The sequence below is a fragment of the Arhodomonas sp. KWT genome (assembly GCF_010993615.1).
On sequence record NZ_WNXE01000468.1, the window covers coordinates 1 to 1,303 of the forward strand.

Genomic DNA, 1,303 nt, shown 5'->3' on the forward strand with positions numbered 1-1,303 from the left:
GGCTGCCCGGCGAGCTCCGGGCGGCGCAGCAGCTCCACGGACGCGAAGAAGGCGTCCATGTCGACGTGCATGATGGTCCGGTTCGGGGCGGTCATGGCGCCATTATGGGGGCATGTGGAGGGATTGTGGGCGTGGTCGAATCACGGTGCGGTGCGACTGCGTGAACGGGGATGTCGGCTGCCAGGAGCAGCCGACCTACTGTCGCGGGGGCCTTCTGTCGTAGGTCGGGGAGGCGCGCCGCGCCTGCCCGACACCCTTCGCGGCACTCTTCTCTACTGTACCGTGCATGTCGGCTGCGGGGAGCTGCTGAACGGCGTGGGCAGTGATGTCGTAGATCCGTTGAGCTAAAGTGTGTAAGGATACACAAATGAGAGCAAGGATGTCATCGCGCGACTGGAACAGGAAGGTTGGAGGCGGGTTGGTGGTAAGGGAGATCACCAGAAGTTCAAGCATCCTTGTCGTTCTGGACACGTGGTGGTGCCGCATCCGCGTAAAGATTTGCCTGCCGGTACGCTGAGGAATATCTATCGGCAGGCCGGCTGGGACTGGAGGTAACCGACCATGCTCTATCCTGTCTATGTGCACCCCGGGGACGACAGCACGGCTCACGGGGTCACTATTCCGGACTTTCCTGGCTGTTTCTCCGCGGCCGATACGTGGGAGGAACTGCCGAAGGCGATCCAGGAGGCCATCGAGGTCTACTGTGAGGGCGAGGATATGCCCTTGCCTGCCCCGACGCCGTTGGAGAAGTTGGCGAGTGATGAGCGATACCACGATGGTGTGTGGATGCTCATCGATGTGGACGTCTCCCGCCTGAACACCCAGCCGGTCCGCTTGAATGTCTCCCTGCCGGGCGGACTCGTCCAGCGAATTGACGCCTACGCCCGCGCTCACCATCTCACGCGAAGTGGTTTTCTGGCACGAGCCGCGGAAGCGGCGATGAAGCATGAGACGGACCGGCTCAATAGCACCTGATTGTTATTACAACGGCGTAAATGTCCATGCTGGTCGCATGGAGCTGCCTACCTACGGCCGAACTCGGCCGGTCCCGAGCCGCTTAACGAGGTAGAGCGTGCACAGCTGCCAAGCCGTGTGTGACCCCCCGGCCGAGAATGATCTATCACGCCGCGCCCGCGCAGTGCTACGGACGCGAAGAAGGCGTCCATGTCGACGTGCATGATCGTGCGGTGCGACTGCATGAACAGGGATGTCGGCTGCCAGGAGCAGCCGACCTACGGGCGCCACCGCGGGTAGGTCGTGCACGGCCGGTGGCCGTGTGCGACGTCCCCGCCGGTGAACGGGG

General features: G+C 63.0%; 2 protein-coding genes. Both read left to right on the forward strand.

Annotated elements, in window-relative coordinates:
- Nucleotides 1–393 precede the first annotated feature (393 nt).
- Entirely contained in the window at nucleotides 394–555 is a 162-nt protein-coding gene (locus tag G7A99_RS19975) for a type II toxin-antitoxin system HicA family toxin (RefSeq protein ID WP_240466351.1), read from the forward strand.
- 6 nt (nucleotides 556–561) lie between these two features.
- The gene (locus tag G7A99_RS19980; RefSeq protein ID WP_163143541.1) at nucleotides 562–975 is read left to right on the forward strand and encodes a type II toxin-antitoxin system HicB family antitoxin; all 414 of its coding nucleotides are present in this window, start codon (nucleotides 562–564) and stop codon (nucleotides 973–975) included.
- The last annotated feature ends 328 nt before the right edge of the window (nucleotides 976–1,303 follow it).